This is a genomic window from Caulobacter sp. X, assembly GCF_002742635.1.
In the GTDB taxonomy this organism is placed as follows: Bacteria; Pseudomonadota; Alphaproteobacteria; order Caulobacterales; family Caulobacteraceae; genus Caulobacter.
Map to the genome: position 1 here is coordinate 757,712 of NZ_PEGF01000002.1, position 21,485 is coordinate 779,196.

22 protein-coding genes and 1 pseudogene are annotated in these 21,485 nt (G+C 70.0%); 14 read left to right on the top strand and 9 right to left on the bottom strand.

The window, feature by feature from the left end; all coding sequences use genetic code 11:
- The first annotated feature begins 78 nt into the window (after positions 1–78).
- A complete protein-coding gene (locus tag CSW60_RS15815; RefSeq protein WP_099538271.1) occupies positions 79–624 on the top strand; it encodes a hypothetical protein in 546 nt (181 codons plus the stop codon).
- A gap of 5 nt (positions 625–629) precedes the next feature.
- Here CSW60_RS15815 and CSW60_RS15820 read toward each other — a convergent pair whose 3' ends face one another.
- Positions 630–3,218, bottom strand: coding sequence for a glycosyl hydrolase 115 family protein (locus tag CSW60_RS15820; RefSeq protein WP_099538272.1), 2,589 nt, complete (start codon positions 3,216–3,218; stop codon positions 630–632).
- Between the two features lie 132 nt (positions 3,219–3,350).
- Between CSW60_RS15820 and CSW60_RS15825 the strand changes: the two genes are divergently transcribed.
- Both CSW60_RS15825 and CSW60_RS15830 read left to right on the top strand, forming a co-directional pair.
- Entirely contained in the window at positions 3,351–4,100 is a 750-nt protein-coding gene (locus CSW60_RS15825) for an ABC transporter ATP-binding protein (RefSeq protein WP_099538273.1), read from the top strand.
- Positions 4,100–5,650, top strand: coding sequence for a hypothetical protein (locus CSW60_RS15830; RefSeq protein WP_099538274.1), 1,551 nt, complete (start codon positions 4,100–4,102; stop codon positions 5,648–5,650). The genes CSW60_RS15825 and CSW60_RS15830 overlap by 1 nt, the downstream gene beginning before the upstream one ends.
- 5 nt (positions 5,651–5,655) lie before the next feature.
- Here CSW60_RS15830 and CSW60_RS15835 read toward each other — a convergent pair whose 3' ends face one another.
- Both CSW60_RS15835 and CSW60_RS15840 read right to left on the bottom strand, forming a co-directional pair.
- Positions 5,656–7,881: a sensor histidine kinase gene (locus CSW60_RS15835; protein WP_236634299.1), complete on the bottom strand. Its 2,226-nt coding sequence runs from the start codon at positions 7,879–7,881 to the stop codon at positions 5,656–5,658.
- 154 nt (positions 7,882–8,035) lie between these two features.
- Complete coding sequence (locus CSW60_RS15840; protein ID WP_099538276.1) at positions 8,036–9,463, bottom strand: DEAD/DEAH box helicase; 1,428 nt, start codon at positions 9,461–9,463, stop codon at positions 8,036–8,038.
- Between the two features lie 397 nt (positions 9,464–9,860).
- On the opposite strand from CSW60_RS15840, the gene mutT reads away from it, so the two are divergent.
- The 3 genes from mutT (at position 9,861) to CSW60_RS15855 (ending at position 11,788) form a co-directional block, all read left to right on the top strand.
- On the top strand, positions 9,861–10,265 hold the full coding sequence (gene mutT, locus CSW60_RS15845; RefSeq protein ID WP_013078054.1) for an 8-oxo-dGTP diphosphatase MutT: 405 nt from the start codon (positions 9,861–9,863) through the stop codon (positions 10,263–10,265).
- A 121-nt stretch (positions 10,266–10,386) separates the two neighbouring features.
- Positions 10,387–10,908, top strand: a complete 522-nt coding sequence (locus tag CSW60_RS15850) for a hypothetical protein (RefSeq protein ID WP_099538277.1) — start codon at positions 10,387–10,389, stop codon at positions 10,906–10,908.
- Positions 10,871–11,788 (top strand): S41 family peptidase, encoded by a 918-nt coding sequence (locus CSW60_RS15855; protein ID WP_099538278.1) that lies wholly within the window; start codon positions 10,871–10,873, stop codon positions 11,786–11,788. The genes CSW60_RS15850 and CSW60_RS15855 overlap by 38 nt, the downstream gene beginning before the upstream one ends.
- A 21-nt stretch (positions 11,789–11,809) precedes the next feature.
- Here the strand turns inward: CSW60_RS15855 and CSW60_RS15860 are convergent, their stop codons facing one another.
- Positions 11,810–12,724: a methyltransferase domain-containing protein gene (locus tag CSW60_RS15860; RefSeq protein WP_099538279.1), complete on the bottom strand. Its 915-nt coding sequence runs from the start codon at positions 12,722–12,724 to the stop codon at positions 11,810–11,812.
- On the opposite strand from CSW60_RS15860, the gene CSW60_RS15865 reads away from it, so the two are divergent.
- From CSW60_RS15865 to CSW60_RS15880, 4 genes are read left to right on the top strand one after another with little or no spacing between them, the layout of a single operon-like run.
- Entirely contained in the window at positions 12,723–13,514 is a 792-nt protein-coding gene (locus CSW60_RS15865) for a ComF family protein (RefSeq protein WP_099538280.1), read from the top strand. The two genes, CSW60_RS15860 and CSW60_RS15865, sit on opposite strands and share 2 nt — an antisense overlap.
- Positions 13,515–13,543: 29 nt before the next feature.
- Positions 13,544–13,798 (top strand): glutaredoxin 3, encoded by a 255-nt coding sequence (gene grxC, locus CSW60_RS15870; RefSeq protein ID WP_099538281.1) that lies wholly within the window; start codon positions 13,544–13,546, stop codon positions 13,796–13,798.
- Between the two features lie 14 nt (positions 13,799–13,812).
- The gene (locus CSW60_RS15875; RefSeq protein WP_099539155.1) at positions 13,813–14,631 is read left to right on the top strand and encodes a carbon-nitrogen hydrolase family protein; all 819 of its coding nucleotides are present in this window, start codon (positions 13,813–13,815) and stop codon (positions 14,629–14,631) included.
- A gap of 19 nt (positions 14,632–14,650) precedes the next feature.
- Positions 14,651–15,085 carry a DUF1178 family protein gene (locus CSW60_RS15880; protein WP_099538282.1) on the top strand — a complete coding sequence of 145 codons (435 nt, stop codon included), beginning with the start codon at positions 14,651–14,653 and terminating at the stop codon, positions 15,083–15,085.
- A gap of 157 nt (positions 15,086–15,242) precedes the next feature.
- Here the strand turns inward: CSW60_RS15880 and CSW60_RS15885 are convergent, their stop codons facing one another.
- From CSW60_RS15885 to ubiG, 5 genes are all read right to left on the bottom strand, one after another.
- Complete coding sequence (locus CSW60_RS15885) at positions 15,243–15,728, bottom strand: lipocalin family protein (protein WP_099539156.1); 486 nt, start codon at positions 15,726–15,728, stop codon at positions 15,243–15,245.
- Positions 15,729–15,881: 153 nt separating this feature from the next.
- Positions 15,882–16,199, bottom strand: coding sequence for a glycine zipper 2TM domain-containing protein (locus CSW60_RS15890; protein ID WP_099538283.1), 318 nt, complete (start codon positions 16,197–16,199; stop codon positions 15,882–15,884).
- Between the two features lie 112 nt (positions 16,200–16,311).
- A complete protein-coding gene (locus tag CSW60_RS15895; protein ID WP_099538284.1) occupies positions 16,312–17,319 on the bottom strand; it encodes a glycine zipper domain-containing protein in 1,008 nt (335 codons plus the stop codon).
- A 119-nt stretch (positions 17,320–17,438) separates the two neighbouring features.
- Complete coding sequence (locus tag CSW60_RS15900; RefSeq protein WP_099538285.1) at positions 17,439–17,825, bottom strand: hypothetical protein; 387 nt, start codon at positions 17,823–17,825, stop codon at positions 17,439–17,441.
- A 37-nt stretch (positions 17,826–17,862) separates the two neighbouring features.
- Positions 17,863–18,621, bottom strand: a complete 759-nt coding sequence (ubiG, locus tag CSW60_RS15905; protein WP_099538286.1) for a bifunctional 2-polyprenyl-6-hydroxyphenol methylase/3-demethylubiquinol 3-O-methyltransferase UbiG — start codon at positions 18,619–18,621, stop codon at positions 17,863–17,865.
- A gap of 169 nt (positions 18,622–18,790) precedes the next feature.
- On the opposite strand from ubiG, the gene CSW60_RS15910 reads away from it, so the two are divergent.
- From CSW60_RS15910 to CSW60_RS15925, 4 genes and pseudogenes are all read left to right on the top strand, one after another.
- Positions 18,791–20,038, top strand: coding sequence for an aspartate kinase (locus tag CSW60_RS15910; RefSeq protein WP_099538287.1), 1,248 nt, complete (start codon positions 18,791–18,793; stop codon positions 20,036–20,038).
- Between the two features lie 9 nt (positions 20,039–20,047).
- Positions 20,048–20,209, top strand: a pseudogene (locus CSW60_RS24405) (hypothetical protein); the annotation flags it as partial.
- A gap of 60 nt (positions 20,210–20,269) precedes the next feature.
- Positions 20,270–20,734, top strand: a complete 465-nt coding sequence (locus CSW60_RS15920) for a hypothetical protein (protein ID WP_099538289.1) — start codon at positions 20,270–20,272, stop codon at positions 20,732–20,734.
- A gap of 18 nt (positions 20,735–20,752) precedes the next feature.
- Positions 20,753–21,484, top strand: a complete 732-nt coding sequence (locus CSW60_RS15925; RefSeq protein WP_099538290.1) for an AraC family transcriptional regulator — start codon at positions 20,753–20,755, stop codon at positions 21,482–21,484.
- Position 21,485 lies beyond the last annotated feature (1 nt).

Consider the following 21,485-nt stretch of genomic DNA (forward strand, 5'->3'; position numbering starts at 1 on the left):
CCGCAGTGCGCTCGAGGTTGCTGTGTGTCTAGGTGCGCCTTAAGGTTGCGTCAGGACCAATCCTAGGCTGGCGTTCCGATGCTCCCTGTTTCTCTCGCGGTTCTGCTGGCGTTGAACGCGGCCGGGTCAGCTGCCGGCAGTCCGCCCTTCGACGCCACGGCGGCCGGGCGTGTCGCCTTCGGCGAAGTCTGCCTCAAGGCCGTCGCCGAGGGGCGCCCTGTCGCGGACCTGGCGCAGGCCGCTGCGATGGAGCCCGTGACGCCGACTACGGTCGGCGCGACGCTTAACGACAAGGCCTGGAAGGTGGGGCGGATCCAGCCGGCCCATGTCGTGGCCTGGACCGACGGCGGCTGCACCGCCAGCGTCGATCGGGGCGACCCGGCGGCGCTGAGCGCCATGGCTCGCGCCGCCATCCTGGCCCGGCCTGAAGGGTTCCGCGCCGGGGTTTCCGGCCTGTATGATGGCGAGCGGGTGGAGCGCAGCATCTACTGCGCCGAGCGCAAGGGCCGCTGGATCGTCGCCAGCATCACGGTTCCCGGTCCCAAGGCCAATGGCCGGACGCGGGCCCTGTCGTCCAGCGCCTATTCCCGGCCTACGCCGTCGAACCTCTGCCGGCCGGGCTAACCGCTTCAGCGCATATCCAGCGACACCTTTTCCAGCACCGCGTTGTCGTCGAGGCGCCAGACCTTGACCACGTGACGGCCGGCCGTGAGGGCGGGGAAGCGGGCCTCGACCGTGTGGACGTGATTCTTGACCGCCTCGATCCACCGCGCCTGTTCCGGACGGCTGGCCGCGCCGGGCGTCGGGATCAGGTCGGACTTCACCACCTGCATCGGACCATCGTCGATCGAGATCCCAATCTTGATCCCGTCGCCGCCGGTTGCGTCCAGGGTTGGGGCCAGGGCCAGGCGCACGATGGCCGGACCCGCGCGCGGGATGTCGACGCCGTATTCCAGCCGCACGCCGTCGGCGGCGGTGGTCGAGGGGCGGCCCTGCGGCAGGGCCAGCACCGCGTCGCCATGGCCGAGGCGCGGCACGACGGTCCACGACAGGCCCTTGCCGCCGACCGCGCGGTCGAACCTGGCGGCCTCCCGCGTGACGAGGTTGGGATCGCTCGCGGCCGAGCGCGCGAAGACGATCTTGGCCTTCAGCTTCTCGGGCGGCGTGTCGGCCGAGACGCGGGCGACGCTGGGCATGGTCTGCTGGGTCGGGTCGTTCCAGATCACATAGCTCATGTGAACCTGGTTCATCATGCCGTCCCACTTGCCGCCGTTCAGGGCGTGGTACTGGGCGGTCAGGTCCGCGTCGCGCTTGAAGGCGGCCTCGACCTTGTCGGCGAAGACATTGGCGCGGGCGTCGTTGCGGGCCGACAGGCGACGGTTCCAGGCCGTGGCGTAGTACATCTCGTAGAGATTGGCGAAGGCCGTCACCGGGTACTCGACCAGCTGGTAGTAGGCGTCCAACTGGTCGGGCCGCAGCTTGGTCTTGATCGCCGCGACCTTGGCGTCCAGCGCGCGCCAGCGGTCGACGATGTCGCCGAACTCTCCGCCGTCCAGCGGTCCGGCGCCGTTGTCCGGACCCAGCGGGAAGGTGTCCTGATCGATCAGCTCCGGCTTCCGCCGCGAGGCCAGGGTCTCGTATTCCGAAAGCGCCTCGCCGATCTCCGCGCCCAACGCCGGGCCGAAGGTCTCGGACGCCCAGTCGCGCGGGAAGTCCGCCAGGGCCTTGGGCGTCATGGCCTCGGGATTCCAGGCCATGCGCAGGAAGAAGCTGAGCGGATATTCCATCGGCTTGATGTCGCCGACATTGACGATCCACAGGTTCCGAGCCTCGCGCTGGTAGGCGAGATCCATCTGCTGCCAGACCTTGGCGACCTGGTTGGTGTTGATCCACTTGTAGTTCCGCGGACCGCCCACATAGTCGAAGTGGTAGTAGACGCCGTAGCCGCCCGCGCGCGGCAGCTTGTCCTTGCCGGCGACCGGCAGGCGGCGGATCTGGCCCCAGTTGTCGTCGGCGAACAGCAGGGTCACGTCGTCCGGCACCCGCATGCCGTGGTCGTAGTAGTCCTGGACCTCCTTGTAGAGCGCCCACACCTGCGGGGTCTGGTCGGCCGGCTTGCCGGTGACGTCGGCGATGATCTGGCGCTGGTCGGCGACGACCTTCTCCAGCAGCTGGGTCGCCGCGCCCTCGGCCATCGGCTCGTCGCCGTCGCCGCGCATGCCCACGGTCACGACGCTCTCGTACGGCGCGCCATCGCCCTTCGACATCATCCGCTCTATGCCGCCGCGCCAGAAGGTCCGCAGGTTCTCGGCGTTGGTCGCGTAGTCCCAGCGGCCGCCGGTCACCCCCTTGTCGGTGTTGCGGTGCCACTCGTCCTGGGCGCGGGTCATCGGCTCGTGGTGCGAGCTGCCCATGACGACGCCCATCTCGTCGGCGATGACCTTGCTCTGGGGATCGTCGTCGTTGAACGCCTTGGGCGCCCACATGGCCGGCCACAGATAGTTGCCCTTCAGGCGCAGCATCAGTTCGAAGACGTGAGCGTAGGCCTTGGAATTGACCCCGCCGAACTTGGCCTTGGTCCAGCCGCTGAAGGCCGGGTTCTCGTCGTTGATGAAGAAGCCGCGATACTTGACGCGCGGATGGTCGGCGCGGGCGCCGGCCGTGAGGAAGAGGTCGCTCTTGCGCGTGACCGGGACGTCGGCCCACCAGACCCACGGCGAGACGCCGATCCGCTCGGAGAGGTCATAGGCGCCGAACACCGCCCCGCGCCGGTCCGAGCCGACGATGACCAGGGCGCGCGGGATGTTGGGGGCGGGGCGCTCGACCACCACCTGGCGGAAGCCCTCCCATTGGCCTTGCAGATCCTCGATCTTCAGCTTGCCGGCCTTGACGAGGCCGTCGATGACCGGGCTCTGGCCCAGGACGCCCAGGATCACGACGGGACCCTTGGCCTTGGAGAGGTCGTCCAGCTTGAGGGCCTCGCCGCCGGCGACGCGGGCGAGGTCGCCGCGCAAGGCTTCGGCGGCGTGGCGCACGGCCGGATTGGCCTTGGCGTCGACATAGACGGCGGCCGGATGGCCCTTCTGGATCAGGGCCAGGCTCGTCGCCTTGCCCGTGGCGCAGACGCTGACCGGCGTATCGCAGGCGAAGGCCGCCGAGGCCGAGAGGGCGAGGGTCAGGCCGCACGCCGCCCCCAACTTGAACCTGAAGTCCCGCACGCTTTCTCCCCGTTCGGCTGTTACCGTTATCATCTGACCAATAAGGCGGCGAGGTCAGACCAGCAAGCCCGGCGTTCCACACCCTTGCCGTCCTTCGCGTAATCGCGTTCAACTCCCGGTCTGTGATCGTGTTTGGGGGCGGGTTTGACGGAAGCTTTGATCGTGCGGGGGCTGAGCAAGACGTTCGCCAAGCCCGCGGTGTCGGATCTGGATCTGACGGTCCATGCGGGGGAGCTCTACGCGCTGCTCGGGCCGAACGGGGCCGGCAAGACGACGACCTTGCGGATGGTGGCGGGCCTGACCCAGCCGGACAAGGGCGAGGTCTCGATCTTCGGCGTCGACGCCCGCAAGGAGCCCGCGGCCGCCAAGGCCCTGCTGGCCTGGGCGCCGGACGAGGCGATGATCTACGACAAGCTGACGCCGCTGGAATATCTGGAGTTCGTCGCCGGCCTCTGGAACATCGACCCGACGACCGCCAAGACGCGGGCCGAACAGCTGCTCGCGACCCTCGGCCTGACCGACGAGGCGCGGCGGCGGTGCGAGGGCTTCTCGCGCGGCATGAAGCAGAAGGTCGCCCTGGCCGGGGCCCTGATCCACGAGCCCAAGCTGCTGATCCTGGACGAGCCGCTGACCGGCCTCGACGCCGCCGCCGCGCGCCTGGTCAAGGACATGCTGCGGGCCCGCGTGGACGCCGGCGGCACGGTGATCCTGACCACCCACATCCTCGAGGTCGCCGAGCGCATGGCCGACCGGATCGGCATCATCGCGGGCGGTCGCCTGCTGGCCGAGGGCACGCTGGACCAGCTGCGCGGCCAGGCCGGCGAGGCGAGCGGCGGCACGCTGGAGGACGTCTTCCTGCAACTGACGGCCGAGGCCGCCTGATGGCGCTGTTCAAGCCGGCCAGCACGCCCTGGCTGCTCGCCCACGAACTGCGCCTGGGTTGGCGCGGCGCTATGGCCGGCCGCAAGCGCGGCGCCGTGGGCAGCATCATCGCCTTCTCGGTGCTGGGGGCGATGGCCCTGATCGGCGGGGTGTTCCTGGCCCTGGGCATGAAGGGCCACGAGATTCCCGTCGGGCCGCTGTCGATCGCCATCGCGGCCCTCGCCACGGCGGTGATCCTGACCCTGATGCTGTCCAGCACCCTGGCCGGCGCCGCCGACGCGCTCTATGTGCGCGGGGACCTGGACCTGCTGTTCTCCTCGCCGCTGTCGCCGCGCAAGGTGCTGTTCGTCCGGGCGCTGGGCCTGGCGGTCTCGGCCCTGCTCTGGTTCCTGGTCCCGGCGGTTCTGCTGCTCGCGCCGTCGATCGTGATGGGCCATCCGGCCTGGGCGTCGGTGTTCGTGGTGCTGATCGCCGCCGCCCTGGCGGCCGCGGGCGTGGGGCTGCTGCTGGCCATGGCGCTGTTCGCTCTGATCGGCCCGCGCCGCACGCGCACCGTGGCTCAGGTGATGGCCGCCCTGATCGGCGCGGCCTTCTTCCTGGCCAGCCAGTACCAGAACCTGCTGGGCAAGAAGGCCAGCCAGAGCCTGTTCGCCGAGATCGCCCTGGCCGCCAAGGAAGGGCGCATCACGCCGCCGCCCCTGGCCGACCTGCCGCTGCGGGCGGCGCTGGGCCAGCCCCTGCCGCTGCTGAGCCTCGTCGCGATCGGCGCTGGGATCTTCCTGCTGTCCGCCTGGACCCTGGGCCGCCGTTTCGCCGACGCGGCCGCCGCCACCCAAGGCGCCGAGACCCGCAAGGCCGCCAAGGGGCCGGGCCGCGCCTTCGCCGCCGGCGCCTTCCGCGCCACCCTGCGCAAGGAGCTGAGGCTGATGGGACGCGACGCGGCCCTGCTGTCTCAGGTGCTGCTGCGGGTGCTCTACATGCTGCCGCTGGCCCTGGTGCTGGCCCGCAACGCCGCCGAGCAGCCCGCCTGGATGCTGGCCGGCGGCGCGGCGGGCGTCGCCTTCCTGGCCGGTCAGGTCGCGGGCAGCCTGATCTGGATCACGGTTTCGGCGGAGGATACGCCCGACCTGCTGGCCCTGGCGCCGACCCCGGTCTCGGTGCTGAACCGCGCCAAGCTGGCGGCGGCGCTGATCCCGGTCGGTCTGCTGCTGGTGGTCCCGGTCGGGGTCATGGCCTGGTTCCAGCCGATGGCCGGCTTCTGGACGGCGGTCGGCTCGGGCCTCACCGCCTGGGCGGCGGGCATGATCGGCGTCTGGCGTCAGAAGCCGGGCAAGCGCGCCGACTTCCGCCGCCGGCGCGCCAGCTCGTTCCTGGCCGCCCTGGGCGAGCTGGCGGTGACCATGCTGATCGGCGTGGCGACCGCCTGCGCCGTCGCCGGCTGGCTGGTCTGGGCCGCCCCGCCGCTGATCGTCGCCGGGGCCCTGATGATGGCCCTGCGCCGCACCGAAGACCAGATCGCCGCGGCCTTGCGGGCGGCGGCGGTGGCTTAGGAGCCTCAGGCCTCCAGCAAGGCCTCGATCTGGCAGACGACGCCTTCTGGGCGGAACTCGATCGCGGCTGAGCCGGACAGCTCCGCCGCCAAGCCGCGCTCGATCAGGCGCGTGCCGAAGCCGCGCTGGGCGGGCGGGGTCACGGGCGGTCCGTCGCGCTCGGTCCAGGTCAGGCGCAGGCGTTCGGCGCCCTGGCCGTCCGTCAGCTCCCAGGCGATCCGGACCCGTCCGGACGGCGCACGGAGCGCCCCGTACTTGAGCGCGTTGGTGGCCAGCTCATGCAGGGCCATCGACAGCGACAGCGCCGTCTTGGGCGACAGGCGCACGGCCGGGCCGCTTAGCTCGAAGCGCTCGGCGCCGCCGTGCAGGGCGGCCAGGCGCTCGGCCACCGCATGCAGGTCGGCGCCCTCCCAGTTCTCGCGAGTCAGCAGGTCATGCGCTTCGGCCAGGGCGACGAGGCGGTCGGCGAACGCCTCCTTGGCCTGGGGCAGGGAATGGGTGTCGGTGAAGCTCTGGGCCGCGATGGCCTGGATGGTGGCCAGGCTGTTCTTCACGCGGTGGTTCATCTCGTTGACCAGCAGGCGCAGGTGCAGCTCGGCCCGCTTGCGGTCGGTGATGTCGACGGCGGCGCCGACGAACCGCAGAGGCTTGCCGTTGTCGCCGAAGAAGACCTTGCCCTTGGCGCTTAGCCAGCGCTCGACATGGTCGTCGCGGCCGATCACTCGGAACTCGGCGGCGTAGTCGGCGCGGACCGCGGGGTCCATGGCCCGCGCGGCGGCGTCACGGACCCTGGGCTCGTCGCCGGGGTGCACGTGGTTGAGGGAGGCGGCGATATCGAGGGGCTTGTCGGGATTGCGGACGCCGAACATCCCGTACAGTCGATCCGACCAGACCAGGTCGCCGGTCTCGATGTTGTAGTCCCATGTGCCCACCTCGGCGGCGTCGACCGCCAGGCGCAGGGTCTCCTCCTGGCGCAGCAGCCGGTCGATCGCCTCGCGTCGCTCGGTGACGTCCGACACCACCCCGACGAACCGCACGCAGACCCGGCCTTCGAAGAAGGCGCGGCCGAACACCTCCACCCAGCGCACCGCGCCGTTCTGCCGGACGATCCGGTACTCCAGGTTCATCAGGCCCGAGCCATCCGGATCGACGGCCGCCGCCACCGCCGCCCGTACGGCGGGCAGGTCGTTGGGATGCACCGCGCGCTCGAACAGCGAGGTCGAGGGCGGCGCGTCCGGCGGAATGCCGAAGATGGCGCGCGCCCGGTGATCCCAGTAGCGCAGACCCTTCGAGGGATTGTGGTCCCATCGTCCCATGCCGGCGGCCTGGGCGGCCAGGTCGATGTCGATGCGGGCGGCCTCAAGGGCGGCCTCGACCTGCTTGCGCTCGGTGATGTCGACGATGACGCCGGCGTTGCGCGCGGGCCGGCCGTCGGGCCCCAGATAGGCCCGGCCGCGCGTATAGATCCAGCGGATCGAGCCGTCCTTCTGGATCAGGCGGTACTCCTCGGAGAAATCCCCGCCGGCGCGCAGCGAAGCTTGCGCCACGGCGCTGATCCGATCCGTGTCGTCGGGATGGATGGCGGGTATATAGGCCTCGACGGGCAGGCCGGCGGCGGCCAGTTCGGGCACGACGCCGTGCAGCTCGGCGTAGCGGGCGTCGGCATAGACCTTGTTGGCCTTGACGTCCCATTCCCAGGCGCCGACCACGCCGGCCGCCTCGCGGGCCAGTTCGTAGCGCTCCTCGACGCCGCGCAGCTCCTGCGTGGCCCTGACGGTCTCGGTGATCTCGACGGCGCTGATCAGCACGCCGCCGACGCCGTGCGGCGCGGTGCAGTCGGGCACGGGGCTGTAGCTGACCGAGAACCAGGCGGTCTCCTGCCGGTCGGTCCGCATCAGCTTGTAGGGCAGCTTCTCGAACACGAAGCCCCGGCTGACGCCGCTGAGCAGGTCGGCGTAGAGCGCGCGGGTCGAGGCCTGGAAATCGGCGGAGGTGTTCTTGAACAGGACGCCCAGATAGCTGGGGTGGCGCTCGGCCAGGGCGGGGGCGTAGGCGTCGTTGTAGATGAGGACCAGCTCCGGACCCCAGCGCAGGGCCATGGGCAGCTGGGTGGTCAGCACCATGTCGACGGCGAAGCGCAGGCTCGGCGACCAGGTGTCGATCGCGCCCAGGGGCGTGGCGGCCCAGTCGAACGCGCGGACGCGTTCGGCCATCTCGCCGCGGGCGAGCATGGTCAATCCAGGCGCGACGTCGGGCTCGCTCCCGCCCATTCCGTTTGGCCCCCCATCCGGCTCGTCAGCCGGCCCTAAAGCGAGGGGCAAACCCTATAGCGGTTGCTTAGGGACGGGCCTGCAACAAAAGGTCGCAGGCCCGCGCATAGAGGTTTTAGTCGATCGGCGACCAGCGCTTCTCGGCCGGCGCCGGCGCGCGCTTGGGGCCGCGGAAGCTGTTGCCGCCGCCGGCGGCCTTCTGGCCTTGGGGTTTGCCCTGACCCTGGCCGCGTCCTTGGCCTTGAGCCTGCGGGCCCTTCTGGCCGCCGCCGCCGCCATTGCGATTGCCGTTGCGGTTGCGCTTGCGGCGCAGCTCGGACGGCACGTCGTTGCGCGGGTCGGCGCGGCGCGGATCCACGTACTTCTCGGCCGGGACCAGCTTGTCGGCCACGGCCGCGGCCGCCGCCAGCTGCTTGTCGTTGCGGCGATCAAATGACGGGATCGTCTGGCGGGTGGCCTTCTGGATGTCCTTCAGCAGGTTGCGTTCGTCGTCCGAGCAGAAGCTGATGGCGATGCCGTCCTTGCCCTTGCGGGCGGTGCGGCCGATCCGGTGGACATAGGCCTCCGGCACGTTGGGCAGCTCGTAGTTGATCACGTGGCTGACGTCGTTGACGTCGATGCCGCGCGCGGCGATGTCGGTCGCCACCAGGGCCCGCATCTCGCCGGCCTTGAAGGCCGCCAGGGCGCGCTCGCGCTGGCCTTGGGTCTTGTCGCCGTGGATCGAGGCGGCCTCGACGCCGGCGGCGTTCAGATACTTGGCCACCCGGTCGGCGCCGCGCTTGGTGCGCGTGAAGACGATGGTGCGCGAGAAGCTCGAGTCGGCGAACAGCTCGGCCAGCAGCGGGCGCTTGCGTTGGGCCTCGATGAACAGGACGCGCTGGTCGATGCGCTCGACCGTGGTCGCTTGCGGGGCGACCGAGACCTGCACCGGGTCCTTCAGCAGCTCGCCGGCCAGCTTGCCGATCTCGCTGGGCATGGTGGCCGAGAAGAACAGGTTCTGGCGGTTCTTGGTCAGCTGGGCGGCGATCTTGCGGATCGGCACCACGAAGCCGAGGTCCAGCATCTGGTCGGCTTCGTCGAGCACGAAGATCTCGGTGCCCGAGACGATGGCCGACTTCTCGGCCATGTGGTCCATCAGGCGGCCGGGGGTGGCGACCAGGACGTCGATGCCGCCGGCCAGGGCCTTCATCTGCGGGCCGTACTTCACGCCGCCATAGATGGTGTGGACCGACAGGCCCATGTGGACGGCGTAGGCCTTGAAGTTCTCGGCGATCTGGGTCGCCAGTTCGCGCGTCGGCGACAGCACCAGGCAGCGGAAGCCGCGGCGCGGCGCCGGCTTACGGTCTTCGGCAAGGCGCTGGAGGATCGGGAGGGCGAAGGCGGCGGTCTTGCCGGTGCCGGTCTGGGCGATGCCCAGCAGGTCGCGGCCTTGCAGCACCACCGGGATGGCCTGGGCCTGGATCGGCGTCGGCTCCTTGTAGCCCTTCTCGGCGAGGGCCTTCAGCAGCGGCTTGGCCAGGCCAAGGTCGGAAAATTGAGTCACGTGTGTTGGTTCTTTCGTGCGCCAAGGCGAGCGCATGCGTCCTCGCACGGCTGGCCTGATGGCTAATCGTTCGGGGAGCGCCCCGCGTGCACGGGCGATCGGGTGAGAAAAGCTCTCAAGGCGCTCGACAGGCTGGCCCGAGAACGGACCCTCACGCGGCTGGAGCGCCAATAGCGCCGGAGTGGCGCGAGGAGGCGTATCGGTTATCCCAGCGGGAAAGTCAAGTTTTGGGAAAATCCTCAGATCCTCCCCCGCGTCGCGGGGGAGGTGGCCCAGCGGGCCGGAGGGGGCGAGCTCGGCATAGGTCCAGCTCGCCCCCTCAGTCACCCCGTGACAGCTCCCCCGCATTGCGGGGGAGCATCTAGACAACGCCGCCGCCCCGCGCCACACCGCCGCCATGAGCAAGCCGATCGTCCTCGTCGCCGCCGCCGCCCTGATCGATGTCGACGGGCGGGTGCTGATCTGCCAGCGCCCCGAAGGCAAGCAACTGGCCGGCCTGTGGGAGTTTCCAGGCGGCAAGGTCGAGGCCGGCGAGACGCCCGAGCAGTGCCTGATCCGCGAACTGGACGAGGAGCTGGGGATCAAGGTCGCCCAGGCCTGCCTGGCGCCCTTCGTCTTCGCCTCGCACACCTACGAGACCTTCCACCTCTTGATGCCGCTCTATCTGCTGCGTCGCTGGGAAGGGCAGGTGACCCGCAAGGAGCACGCCGGCCTGGCCTGGGTGAAGCCCGACAAGCTGGCCGACTACCCGATGCCCCCGGCGGATGAGCCGCTGGTGGCGTGGCTGCGGGATGTGCTGTGAGGGGCTAGGCTCAGACAGGCGAGCGTAAGCCGGAACCACCGCCACAAAGACGCCCTAAGGTGGCGTTTCCCTGGCTGCGTAACCCTGGGGGGATGCGGTGCGCGGTCTGGCGATATCGATAATGCTCAGCGGCGCGCTGGCGTCGATCCAGCCGGTCCCGGCTCTGAGGAACGGCGGCTTCGAGCAAGCACAGGAGCAGGCGGCGCCGGACGGCTGGCGCAACGCCAGCGTCCCGGATGCCGGCTACCGGGTCGAGACGATCGACGTCCATCCTTACGAGGGGCGCCTGGCGGTTCGCCTGAGGCAGGACAAGACGGCTCAAGCCAAATCCCCGGGCCGGCTGGCCCAAGCGCTGGATGTCGCGCCGCTGCGGGGGCATCGCGTCCGGTTCAGCGCCGCCGTGCGCCTGGTCGAGGGGGACAGGCCACCCGAGCTCTCCATGGTGATCGTCGGCCCTGACGGAAAGCCGGCCTTCGCCAACTACAGCCGGCCCGCGCCGATCGCTTCGCATGACTGGGCCGTCTACACGGTGGAGGCCGACGTGGACGCGTTGGCGACGCGACTGACCGTTGGCTTGGTGCTGCCCCCCGGGCGGCGCGGCCGACATGGACGCGGCAACGCTTACCGACCTCGGGCCGCTTGACCCGTCCCCCGCCGCCCAGGTTCGCCTCTACCTTGAGTCCGCGCTCGGGCTGCTGCAGTCGCAGCACATCAACGGAGCCACTGCCGACTGGCCCGCCCTGCGCGCCAAGGCCTATGCGGACACCGCTTCGGCCACAACGCCCGAGCAGACCTATCCGGCGATCCGCGAGGTGATCAGGGCGCTGGGCGAGCGCCACACCTTCCTCATGACGCCGACCGCCCAGAAGGTGATCGCCGCGCGCCGCGCCACGGACCCCCTGCCCACCGGGGAGATCACCGGCGACATCGGAGTCGTGCGCCTGATGACGCTGATGCTGGACCCCAACGATCCGAAGGACAGCGGGGCGCCCTATCAGCAGGCCGTCGAGGCCGCCATTCGCAAGGGCGACACCCAGAACGTCTGCGGCTGGATCATCAACCTTACCGGCCATTCCGGCGGTAACATGTATCCCGGGATCCAGGGCCTGAGCGCCCTGCTGGGCGAAGGCTCGCCGGGCGCCTTCGTCTCCCGCGCCGGAAAGACGCCCTGGAGCATCGTCATCAAGCGCTCCGCGGTCACCGTGCGCCGCCCGGACGCGCCGGTGGCGGTCATCCTAGGTCCGAGGACCGCCAGCGCCGGCGAAGCGATCGCCATCGGCTTCATCGGCCGGCCCAACACCCGCACCTTCGGGCAGCCGACGGCGGGCTTCACGACTGGCAACATCACCTATCCGCTGTCGGACGGGGCGAGGCTGGTGCTGACCGGGTCCTACGAACAGGATCGCCTGGGGCGGCGTTACACCGGCGCGATCACACCGGACGAGATCGTCCCGCTGGATGAGGCCGAGATGGCGGCGAAAGTCTGGCTGGCGACGAAAGGCTGTGGGAAGAGCACGATCTGAGAGCCGAGCGGGGAACGGTCTCTAAGACCCCGCCTTGTCCCCCGCCGGCTGTTCCTTCACGCCCAGCGCATCCGCCAGCCGCATCTTGGCCGAGCCTGGTCGCAGCGGTTTCTGCTGGCTCTCGTGGGGCGCCCAGCCGGTCACCGAGACGATCTCGAAGGTCGCGGGGACCTTGCCGTCGGGCTCGGCGAAGCGTTCGACATAGAGCTCCATCGCCCGGAACAGCACCTTGCGGGACAGCGGCTTGCGCGAGCGGTCCAGCAGCACGCTGGTCTCGCCCATGGCGCGCAGGTCCTGGAGCAACTTCAGCGGATGGGAATACCGCACCTTGACCCGGTCGACGTCGGCGACGGGCAAAGCAAAACCCGCGCGTTGCAGCAGGCCCGCGGCGTCGATGGCGTCGGCGAACGGCGAGACGCGCATCGAGGCGCCGTCAGTCAGCTCGGACTCGGCGGCCAGCAGGCACTGGCGCAGCTCGGTCAGGGTGGCCCCGCCGAAGATCGCGCCGACGAACAGGCCGTCGGGCTTCAGCGCCCGGCGGATCTGGATCAGGGCGCCCACGAGATCATTGGTCCAGTGCAGCGACAGGGTGGAAACGATGAGATCCAGTGTCATATCGCCGAACGGCAGGCGCTCCTCGTCGGCGACGACGCGCAAGGTGTTCCGGCCGCCCAGCATCCGCCCGGACAGGTCGGCCTCGATCAGGGTGTCGATGTTGGCGCGGGCGTCGCTGGCGCCCAAGGCTTTGAAAAAATGGCCGTTTCTCGCGCCGAGGTCGACGGCGACCGGAAAGCGTCGCAGGATCGTCTCCAGCCGCATGACCACGTCGCCGGCCGCCCGCTCCTTCAGGAAATCGGCGGCGGCGTAGTCGGGCGCGGCGCGGTCCAGGCGGGCCCGGTGCAGGGCGCGGTCGAACAGGAGGGGCGAGGCGGTCATGGGCGCGGAACATGGCGATTTAGCATCGACATGGAAAGCCGCGCCGGCCCAGGCGCGTCCCTTTTTCGCCGAACTGGGGCGCGGGGTGCTGGACCTCTTGCTGCCGCCGGCCAGCCTGGACGGCGAGGCGGCCCTGACCGGCGGACTGTCGGCCCACGCCTTTTCCAAGGTGACCTTCCTCGATGATCCGGTCTGCGACGGCTGCGGCCTGGCGCAGGCCTACGCCTCCGAGGCGCGCTGCCCGGCCTGCCAGGCCAAGCCCCGCGCGTTCCAGCGGGCGCGGGCGGCCTGCGTCTATGACGAGCACTCCCGCGAGCTGATCCTGAAGCTGAAGCACGCCGACCGCACGGATCTCTCCGGCCTTTTCGCCCGATGGCTTTCGCGGGCTTCGGCGGACCTGCTGGCTGAAGCCGACGCGGTGGTCCCCGTGCCGATCCACCGGAGCCGGCTGCTGCGCCGCCGCTACAATCAAGCCGCCGAGATTGCTCGGCCGCTGGCCCGGACGGCGGGCCTCGCCTATCTGCCCGACGCGCTGATCCGCAAGCGCGACACCGCCAGCCAGGGTGGCAAGTCGGCCTCGGGCCGCCGCCGCAACGTCGCCGCCGCCTTCGCCGTCCCGCCCGGCAAGCGGCGTCTGGTCGAGGGCAAGACCATCGTCCTCGTCGACGACGTCCTGACCACCGGCGCCACCGCCGAGGGCTGCGCGCGGGCCCTGCTGGCCGCCGGCGCGAAGAGCGTGAGCCTATCTGTCGTCGCCCGCGTTACAGAAGCTCAAGCGCGTCCTATATGAGGGCGTCGGAACACCTACGAGTCACGAGCATGGCCCACGTCACCATCTACACCCGCCCGTTTTGCCCCTACTGCTCGCGCGCCCTGGCGCTGCTGAACGAGAAGGGCGCGGCCTTCACCGAGATCGAGGCGGGCATGGATCCGGCCCTGCGCCAGGAGATGATGCAGCGCTCGGGCCGCAACACCTTCCCGCAGATCTTCGTCGGCGACCAGCACATCGGCGGCTGCGACGACATGATGGCCCTGGAAGAGCAGGGCAAGCTGGACGCGCTTCTCGCCGCATGACGGAGCAGGGCGGCATGCTTCGCGTCGGCCTGGTCCAGACGCGTACGCCGGCCACGCACGCGGCGGCGCTCGAGCACGTCGCGCCGCTGGTCCGTGAGGCGATCGCGCTGGGCGCCCAGTTCGTCCTGACGCCCGAGTGCACGAACGTCCTGCAGAAGGACCGCGCCAAGCTGCTGCCGACCCTGACGTCGCTCGAGGACGATCCGGTCGTCAACGGCCTGCGCGCGATCGCCGCCGAGACCGGGACCTGGATCGACATCGGCTCGGCCCTGGTCCGCCGCGAGGACGGAAAGGCCGCCAACCGCCAGGCGGTCATCGACCCGACGGGCGCGATCGTGGCGACCTACGACAAGCTGCACATGTTCGACGTGGATCTTCCCACCGGCGAGACGGCTCGGGAGTCGGAGGCCTATGCGCCGGGCGAGCGGGCGGTGGTGGTCGACACGCCGCTGGCCAAGATCGGCCTGACCATCTGCTACGACATGCGCTTTCCGGCCCTGCACCGCGCCCTGGCCCTGGCGGGCGCCACGGTGATCACCGCTCCCGCCGCCTTCACCCGTCCGACGGGCGAGGCGCACTGGGACGTCTTGCTGCGGGCCCGCGCCATCGAGACCGGCTCGTTCGTGATCGCCGCCGCCCAGGGCGGCTTCCACGAGGACGGCCGCGGCACCTGGGGCCGCTCGATCGCCATCGGACCCTGGGGCGAGGTGCTGGGAAAACTTGACCACGACGAGCCCGGCGTGCTGATGGCGGACCTCGATCTGGCCGCGGCCGACAAGGCCCGCGCCGCGATCCCCGTGCTCAAGAACGCCCGGCCTTTTGCCGGGCCGTAAAGGGTCCCATCTTTAGTCGATGATCAAGTACGCGCTTCAGTGCGATCAGGCTCACGAATTCGAGGGCTGGTTCGGCTCGTCGGCGGACTATGACGACGAGGCCGCGCGCGGCCTCGTCGAATGCCCGGTCTGCGGCTCGCGTGGCGTCACCAAGCAGATCATGGCCCCCGCCGTCGCCGGCACGAAGGCTCAGCGCGCGGCGCCCGCGCCGGACCCCAAGATGCGCGAGATGATGATGGCCGCCATGGGCGAGGTCCGTCGGCACGTCGAGGAGAACTTCGACTATGTCGGCGACGCCTTCGCCAAGGAGGCCCGCGCCATCCACGAGGGCAAGTCCGAGGAACGCGGCATCTATGGCGAGGCCTCGCCCACCGAGGTCAAGGCCCTGGTCGAGGACGGCGTCCGCGTCGCGCCGCTGCCGCCCGGACCGCCGAAGAAGACCGAGGTCAACTGAGGGCTCACCCCCACGCTTCTCGTGTTTCCTTTCCGGCGCCATCCCAGCCGTAGCGCAAAGCGCGAAGAGCCGGGGCCCAGGAGAAACCGCGGTGCGCTTGGCTCCTGGGTCCCGGATAACCTCTGCGAGGTTTCCGGGACGACACGGGGACAAGAATCTAGGGCGCGTCCTTCGTCGCCGGATACTCGATCTCACCGGCATAGCCCGCGCGGCGGGCCCGGGCCGCCAGGTCGTCCAGCTTGGCCTGTGACAGCGGCTGGCGGGCGTAGAGGAAGACCTTCTTGCGGTCCGGCGAGGCCGAGATGAACCACGCGCCGGCCGGGTCGGCGTCCAGCACCTCGTAGCGCCAGGTCACGAACGGCAGGTAGGAAACCTTCAGGCGGCGGTTGACACCCGGGTCCTCGATCACGCCCTTGCCCTTGATGGCGCGGCGTTTGCCGTCGACGCCGCCCTGGCGGCAGTCGTCCTCGACCTTCACCCGCCGTGCGTCGACGCGTTCATAGGTCGTCGTGCCGGCGACGCAGCCCTTGGTGATGCCCATCGGCGTGCGGCCGACCTCCAGCCAGACGCCCGAATAGTGCTGGGCCGCGTCGAGCGGCAGCGGCTGGGCCTTCGCGGGACCGCCGGCGGCGAGCGTCAGCATGAAGAAGGCGGCGAGGGCGAGCGTTGCTTTGGGCATGGCGATCTCCTTGCCCACGAGTACGCGCCGCCTGGGCGAACGGACGCGACAGGCCATGAAAAAGGGCGGCGGATCCCGTGATCCGCCGCCCCTCGTCATGCAACGACGTTTCAGCCTTTACCGGCGGTAGCGGTACTCGTAGTGGCACTTCTTCTTGCTCTTGCCCTTGGCGATCTCGTGGCCGGCGACGGCGCCGACCGCGCCGCCCAGCAGCGTGCCTTCGGTGCGGGCGCCGTTGCCGGCGACGGCGTTGCCCAGCAGGGCGCCGGACAGGCCGCCGATGATCGCGCCGTTCTTGGCCTTGGACTTGGACTTTTCACAGACCAGGACGCGATAGCGGTCGCGCGACTGGGCGTCGGCGGCGGTGACGACCACGCTGCTGGCGGTGAAGCCGACGACGGTGGCCAGGACGAGTGCGTTCAGGCGGGCGCGCATGGCGAGCTCTCCAGTGTTTCTTGTTACGATCCCTCGGGATCAAAACGCCCAAGCTGGCGACCGGTTGCCCTGAAAGTCGGGCAGCCGACCGTCCGGCCTGGGCGGATACATATCAGCCTTCGACGCGATAGCGGCCGTCGGCGTCCGGGCAGACGCGGACGTAGCGGGTCTCGACGCGGCCGTTGTAGTCGGTCGGGGCCGGGGCCAGGCGGCAGCGCTCGCCGGCGGCGGCGTAGCGGCCGTCGCTGTAGCGGTAGGGTTGGGTCTGCTCGTAGGTCCAGTAGTTGCCGCGGGTGTCGCACTTGGCCGAGGCGTTGCCGACCGCCGCGCCGACGCCCGCGCCGACCAGCGCGCCCAGCACCGAGCCTTCGGTCTTGGCGTTGCGGGCGGCGACGTTCGAGCCGAGGGCCGCACCGGCCAGGGCGCCGATCACGCCGCCGACGGTGGCGTTGCGCTTGGCGTCCTGACGGCAGTTGTCGCCGTAGTTGACGTTGGCGCTGGTGTCGACGCCGACCGCGCCGGCGTAGGGCGCCAGATAGCGGTTGGCCTCGCCCGGGTGGCGGCGGTCATAGGCGCCATAGCCGTGGCGGCGGTCGTATTCGTCGCGGGCGGCGTAGTAGCGGTCGCGATCGCGCTCCCACTGCTGGCGACTGGCGTCATAGCCCGAGGCGTAGCCGTAGCCGCTGGTCCGGAAGCGCTCGGCCTGCCGGGGATTGCGGCGGTCATAGGCGCCTTCGCCATAGCGGCGGTCATAGTTGTAGCGGGCGCGCTCGTAATTGGCGCGGTCGCGCTCGAACTGGGCCTGCTCGGCGTAGTAGGCGGCGCTTTGGCGATACTCGGCCGCCCGATAGCGGTCGGCCTGATCCCTGTAGCGGCGGTCATAGGCGCCGCGGCCATAGCGGCGGTCGTAGTCGTCGCGGGCCTGCAGGTAGTTGGCGCGGTCGCGCTCATAGGCCGCCTGGCGGTCGCGGTACTCGGCGACGCGCTCGTAATAGTTGGCGCGCTGGTCGTCGTAGCGCTGCAGGCTCTGTTGGTAGGCCGAGGTCTGGGCCACGGCGGGGGCGATCGCGCCGAACGCCAGGGTGGTCGCCAGCAGCGCCGTGAGAGTCTTGGACGTCATGTGTGGGTCTCCGTTCCTTATCGAACGGATCGACGGCCGACCCCCGACACCGGGTCGCCAATCCGGGGCTCTTTGTCCCTGCGGAGACGTAAAGCGCCGGTAAGGTGGAGGTTCCGTCGTCAGTCGCTGAGCCAGTCCTGGCGGAAGGTCTGGCCGTCCCAGATGAGGACGGCTTCGCTGGCTTCGGAGGCCCCAAGGAGGAGGTCGCCCCGGGTGACCTGGACGGAGGCGCGAGGGCATGGGTCGGTCTTGGCGCCGAGGCCCTTGCCGCACACGGTCGCCACCACGCCGCCGTTCTCGGCGGGAACCATGTAGTTCGGCGCAGAGCGGCCCAGGTCGATCCGGGCGGGCGCGCCAGGGGCCGCTCCTCGCGAGATCTCCAGGACATAGCCGCCGTCGCCCGCGCGATGGATCCGCGCGGTGTCGGTCTTGCCGTCGTGGTCGAAATCGCCGCTGATCGGGCCCGGCAGGATGGCCGAGACAAGCAGGGCCAGGAACAGGGACATCAAACACCTCGCGCGTACGTCACGAGGTCAGCCTGACTCAATCCTTGGTGACCGTCATCATGTAGTTGATGTCGGTGTCGGCCGAGCGACTCCAGCGGCCGGTCAGCGGGTTGTAGCTGACGCCGAACGGACCCTGCATCGCCACGGGCTCACCCGCGAGGAAGGCTCGCAGCTCCTCGGGCTTCAGGAACTGCTTCCAGTCGTGGGTGCCGGGCGGGACCCAGCGCAACACGTACTCGGCGCCGATCTTGGCGAGAGCCAGAGCCTTCAACGTGCGGTTCAGGGTGGCGACGAACATGATCCCGCCGGGCTTGAGCAGCTTGGCGCAGGTGCGCAGGAACTCGCCCGGATCGGCGACGTGCTCGATGACCTCCATGGTCAGGACGACGTCGAACGGCCCCGCGCCCTCGGCCAGCAGTTGCTCGGCGGTGGCGGGGCGGTAGCCGATCTCCAGGCCCTGCTCGGCGGCGTGGGTCGCCGCGGTCTTGATGTTGCGCTCGGAGGCGTCGATCGCCGTGACGGAAAAGCCCAGCCGCGCCATCGGCTCGCTCAGCAGACCGCCGCCGCAGCCGATGTCCAGCAGGGAAAGGCCATCGAACGGCGCGCGCTGGTCGCCGTCGCGGCCGAACCGCGCCAGGGCCTGCTCGCGGATGAAGGCCAGGCGGCAGGGATTGAACACGTGCAGCGGCGCGAACTTGCCCTTGGGGTCCCACCATTCGGCGGCGATCGCCGAGAAGCGGGCCACGTCGGCCGGGTCGATGCTCCAGGAGGGGGCGGCGGGGGCGGCTTGCGTCATGTGGCCTGTCTAGCACGGACGCTGGCGCTCGCCACGATCCCGCAAAAAAGACACCGCCGCGACATTGCCGTTGCGCCATCGCGCCGCTAGAAGGCGCTTTGCTTGCGCGCGAGGGACCGTTCCCGCCGCGCGGGCGCAAGAAATAACCAAGTGTCGAGGTACCAAGGACGTGTCACGTCTGGTGATGAAGTTCGGCGGCACGTCGGTGGCCGACCTGGAGCGCATCCGCCGTGTGGCGCGCCTGGTCGCCGCCGAGGTCGCCACGGGGAAGCAGGTCGCGGTGGTCGTCTCGGCCATGTCGGGCAAGACCAATGAGCTGGTCGCCTGGACCGACGGCGCCGGCCGCGCCGCGCAGGGCCTGCCGGAGTCGGACGACGAGTACGACGCCGTCGTCGCCTCGGGCGAGCAAGTCACGGCTGGCTTGCTGGCCATGACCCTGCGCAACATGGGCCACAAGGCCCGCTCGTTCTTGGGCTGGCAGGTGCCGATCATCACCGACGAGGCCCACGGTCGCGCGCGGATCGAGGAGATTCCGCCCGAGAACCTCGAAGCCTGCTTCGCCAGCGGCGAGATCGCCGTGATCGCCGGCTTCCAGGGCGTGACCCCCAAGCAGCGCATCACCACCCTGGGCCGGGGCGGCTCGGACACCTCGGCCGTGGCCATCGCGGCGGCCGTGAAGGGCGCTTGCGACATCTACACCGACGTGGACGGGGTCTACACGACCGATCCGCGCATCGAGAGCAAGGCCAAGCGCCTGGCCAAGATCTCCTACGAGGAGATGCTGGAAATGGCCTCGCTGGGGGCCAAGGTTCTGCAGACCCGCTCGGTCGAGATGGCCATGGCCCATCGCGTCCCGGTGCGGGTGCTGTCCAGTTTCGTCGAGCCGGGGGAAGCTCCCGGACAAGGTACGATCGTCTGCGACGAGGAAGAAATCATGGAAAAGCGCATCGTCTCGGGCGTCGCCTACAGCCGCGACGAAGCCAAGATCACCCTGCTGGGCCTGCCCGACCATCCGGGCGTGTCCTCGCAGATCTTCGGCCGTCTCGCCGACGCCAACGTCAATGTCGACATGATCGTCCAGTCGCGCGCGCGCACCAACGCGACCGCGAACATGGAATTCACGGTCGGCAAGCGTGACGCCGCCCGCGCCGTCGAGATCGTCCAGGCCGCCAAGGCCGAGATCGGCTTCGAGGACGTCGCGGTCAACGAGGACGTCGCCAAGGTCTCGGTGATCGGCGTCGGCATGCGTTCGCACGCGGGCGTCGCCCAATCGATGTTCGCGGCCCTGGCCGAGAAGAACATCAACATCCAGGTCATCTCGACCTCGGAGATCAAGATCTCGGTCCTGATCGACGCGGCCTACACCGAGCTTGCGGTGCGCGCGCTGCACGCGGTGTACGGGCTGGATCAGCTGTAGTTTTTGGCGCGGAGGGGGAGCGCCCCCTCCGTCTCGCCGCGTATTCGCGGCGATCCACCTCCCCCGCTTCGCGAGGGAGGATGAGCGGCTTCCTCCTCACCCGTGAAACGGGGGAGGTGGCGCGATGCGAAGCATCGTGACGGAGGGGGCGCTCTCCGCCGACTTAGATGAAAACGTCGCGTTCGGACGTTATGAGGGCGCGATCCTCACGGAGCCCCTCGGAAAGTCCCCATGTCCGACATCTTCAAGTTCGACCCCGAGGCCAAGACCGTCACCTTCTCCGGCGACGAGGGGCTGAAGGTGCTGTTCGACCTCTTGCTGCGGGCCAAGTTCGGCGACGGCTATGAGAAGCCGCTTCTGGTCAGCCCGTGGCTGGCGGCTCTGCTCAAGCGCCTGGACCGCGTGGTCAACGACGCCGAGCTGCGCTTCCCGGAAAAGGTCGGCCAGCCGATCTTCGACACCGACGATCTCCTGGCCATGGGCGACGCGGTCATCGAGGAGGGCCACACCGTCGGCTGGTGGTCGATGAGCGAGGCCGAGCGCCGCGAATACCTGCGCGGCACCATCGCGGCTCCCCACCCCCTGACGGACCTCGAGGTCGAGTTCATCGAAAGCGACATCGACGCGGCGCTGGAACAGGCAAGACGCCTTGTCGCTGACGCCGACCAGCCGCTGGCCCTGCCGGGGCACGGCTGATCCTTCTATAGTCGCGTCATGGCCCACGCCCTGACGACGCCCGCCGAGCTCTCGTTCCGCCGCTATGGCGCGGATGCGCCGCCGCACGCCCACGCCTTTGACCAGATCGTGCTGCCGCGCCGGGGCGTGCTGGAGATGGAGATCGACGGCAAGGGCGGCCGGGTCGATCCCGGCCGCGCGGCGGTCGTCCCGCCGGGTGCGCGGCACGCCTTCGCCGCCGCCGGCGAGAACCTGTTCGTCGTGGCCGACATCGGCGGCGACCTGATGAAGCCCTTCGAACGCCTGCGCGAGCGGCCGTTCGCCCCGGTCACCGGCGCGGTGCGAGGCTTGCTCGACTTCCTGGCGGGCGAGGCGCCCGGCGCGATCGACACCGGCGTCGCCAGTCTATGGACGCCGCTCTTGCTTCGCGGGCTCTCGGCCGCGCCTCTTGCGATCGACCCGCGTCTAGCGCGCGCCATGGCGATGATCGAGGCGCGCTACGACCAGCCGCTCACGGTTCGCGACCTGGCCGCCGAGGCTGGCATGAGCCAGAGCCGCTTCTTCGCGCGTTTCGCTCAGGCCTACGGCATGACCCCGCATGCGGCTGTGTCGGACGCCCGTCTGCGTGCGGCCCAACGACTGCTTTCGGACGCCACGCTGTCGATCGCCGAGATCGCCGCGCGCACGGGGCACGGCGATCAGAGCGCTCTGACCAAGCGGATGAAGGCGGCGCTGGGCGTCACGCCAGGCGCCTGGCGAAAGAGGCGATAGA

Coding starts and splice junctions, on each gene's coding strand:
- CSW60_RS15815 (WP_099538271.1), top strand. CDS start 79: ATGCTCCCTGTTTCTCTCGCGGTTCTGCTGGCGTTGAACGCGGCCGGG.
- CSW60_RS15830 (WP_099538274.1), top strand. CDS start 4,100: ATGGCGCTGTTCAAGCCGGCCAGCACGCCCTGGCTGCTCGCCCACGAA.
- CSW60_RS15835 (WP_236634299.1), bottom strand. CDS start 7,881: ATGCTCGCCCGCGGCGAGATGGCCGAACGCGTCCGCGCGTTCGACTGG.
- mutT (WP_013078054.1), top strand. CDS start 9,861: ATGAGCAAGCCGATCGTCCTCGTCGCCGCCGCCGCCCTGATCGATGTC.
- CSW60_RS15850 (WP_099538277.1), top strand. CDS start 10,387: ATGCTCAGCGGCGCGCTGGCGTCGATCCAGCCGGTCCCGGCTCTGAGG.
- CSW60_RS15855 (WP_099538278.1), top strand. CDS start 10,871: ATGGACGCGGCAACGCTTACCGACCTCGGGCCGCTTGACCCGTCCCCC.
- CSW60_RS15865 (WP_099538280.1), top strand. CDS start 12,723: ATGGGCGCGGAACATGGCGATTTAGCATCGACATGGAAAGCCGCGCCG.
- CSW60_RS15860 (WP_099538279.1), bottom strand. CDS start 12,724: ATGACCGCCTCGCCCCTCCTGTTCGACCGCGCCCTGCACCGGGCCCGC.
- grxC (WP_099538281.1), top strand. CDS start 13,544: ATGGCCCACGTCACCATCTACACCCGCCCGTTTTGCCCCTACTGCTCG.
- CSW60_RS15875 (WP_099539155.1), top strand. CDS start 13,813: ATGCTTCGCGTCGGCCTGGTCCAGACGCGTACGCCGGCCACGCACGCG.
- CSW60_RS15880 (WP_099538282.1), top strand. CDS start 14,651: ATGATCAAGTACGCGCTTCAGTGCGATCAGGCTCACGAATTCGAGGGC.
- CSW60_RS15885 (WP_099539156.1), bottom strand. CDS start 15,728: ATGCTGACGCTCGCCGCCGGCGGTCCCGCGAAGGCCCAGCCGCTGCCG.
- CSW60_RS15890 (WP_099538283.1), bottom strand. CDS start 16,199: ATGCGCGCCCGCCTGAACGCACTCGTCCTGGCCACCGTCGTCGGCTTC.
- CSW60_RS15895 (WP_099538284.1), bottom strand. CDS start 17,319: ATGACGTCCAAGACTCTCACGGCGCTGCTGGCGACCACCCTGGCGTTC.
- CSW60_RS15900 (WP_099538285.1), bottom strand. CDS start 17,825: ATGTCCCTGTTCCTGGCCCTGCTTGTCTCGGCCATCCTGCCGGGCCCG.
- ubiG (WP_099538286.1), bottom strand. CDS start 18,621: ATGACGCAAGCCGCCCCCGCCGCCCCCTCCTGGAGCATCGACCCGGCC.
- CSW60_RS15920 (WP_099538289.1), top strand. CDS start 20,270: ATGTCCGACATCTTCAAGTTCGACCCCGAGGCCAAGACCGTCACCTTC.
- CSW60_RS15925 (WP_099538290.1), top strand. CDS start 20,753: ATGGCCCACGCCCTGACGACGCCCGCCGAGCTCTCGTTCCGCCGCTAT.